Origin of the sequence: Hydrotalea sp. (assembly GCA_030054115.1) — a bacterium.
In the GTDB taxonomy this organism is placed as follows: Bacteria; Pseudomonadota; Alphaproteobacteria; order JASGCL01; family JASGCL01; genus JASGCL01.
The window spans coordinates 7,053-8,552 of the sequence record JASGCL010000046.1 but is presented as its reverse complement, the minus strand read 5'-3'; the positions used below and the strand labels follow the sequence as shown (position 1 = coordinate 8,552).

Here is a 1,500-nt window from a genome sequence, read left to right as displayed (position 1 = left end):
TCGTCGGCGGTGATGGTGGCGGCGGTGGACATGATGACGGCGCGGTGCATGGCGTTTTCCAATTCGCGCACATTGCCGTGGAAATGGTGTTTTTGCATTTTGGCCAGTGCGTCCCGCGCCAATGATAAAATTGGTTTTTTATATTGCGTGCAATATTTTTGAATAAAATGGTCGGCCAAAATTCCAATGTCGTCTTTCCGCGCGCGCAACGCCGGCAGGTTGATTTGAAAAACATTCAGGCGGTAAAATAAATCTTCGCGGAATTTTCCGGCGTCGATGTGTTTGACAATGTCGCGGTTGGTGGTGGCGACAATGCGCACGTTTATTTTTATCGGCGCGTGGCCGCCCAAGCGGTCGATTTCCTGTTCTTGCAGGACGCGTAACAATTTCGCCTGCAGGCGCAGATCCATCTCGCTGATTTCGTCCAGCAACAATGTGCCGCCGTCGGCTTCTTCGAACTTGCCAATTTTGCGCGTCAGGGCGCCGGTGAATGCACCTTTTTCATAACCGAACAATTCCGATTCCAACAGATGTTCGGGAATGGCCGCGCAGTTGAAGGCGTGAAATTTTTTCGCCGCCAGGCCGCTGAAATAATGAATCGTTTTTGCCAATACTTCTTTCCCCGTGCCCGATTCACCGGTGATAAGCACCGACGCCTGGCTTCGTGCCATTACCGGCAATTCGGCCAACAGGGCGCGGGTTTTGGCGTCGGCACAAACGAATGGCGCACCGGCGGTTGCGTCGATGACCGCATGCGATTTTATTTGCCCTATCACTGCGTTGCTTGAGGGCAATTTATTTTGCCCTATCACTCCGTTGCTTGAGGGTATGCCACCCGCGATAATCCCGCGCGATGATGCGCCAACCGATTCGGCGATGAGTTTTTTGAAATGGTCAAGCCGCGCCGGCAAGGAAAGATATTTTTGGTTCAGGGCGGTAATTTGCGCCGGCGTTTTTATTTCTTCGCCACAGGCAATAATCGCCGGTTGATGTTCGTTGCCCTCCATCTGTTTTAAAAATTGGTCGATGCCCAATTTGATATCGACCATCGCCAAATCAATCGCCCGTTCGCCGCGCAATGTTTCCATCGCCGAGGAGATGCTGTTGACCTGCGACACCTGAAAACCGGCGTCTCGCGCCAATTTTGCCGTCGACCCAATTTTATCAGCCATGTTACCAACAATAAGAACCCGCGCCATTTTTTTATTTCAATTTTTATTTACTTTGTTTTACTTTAGTTTTAAATCGAATCGACTAGTTTTTACCAAAAACATTGAATCCATAAGATTCAATTATTTATCATAAGCTTTAGCCACCCAAATGGAATCACTACATAGCAAACATAGATTCACCATTATTGATTCGTCTTGAAATTCGTCCTGTTCGGTTTTTTTGTCTATAAAAAAAATACAATTATTGACGTTTTCTTGTGGATAACTTTGCCGCGTGAGAATCGAACAGCGAACAACCCGCTGTTTTCCCCGCCCATCAAGCGGCGAA

Annotated in this window: 2 protein-coding genes; both read right to left on the bottom strand. The window is 48.4% G+C overall.

Annotation, left to right across the window (positions count from 1 at the left end; translation table 11 throughout):
- A partial coding sequence (locus QM529_06920) for a sigma-54 dependent transcriptional regulator (protein ID MDI9314386.1) occupies positions 1–1,172 on the bottom strand: 1,172 nt, incomplete at its 3' end.
- A 120-nt stretch (positions 1,173–1,292) separates the two neighbouring features.
- The coding region (locus tag QM529_06915) for a hypothetical protein (GenBank protein MDI9314385.1) at positions 1,293–1,500 on the bottom strand (208 nt) is incomplete at its 5' end.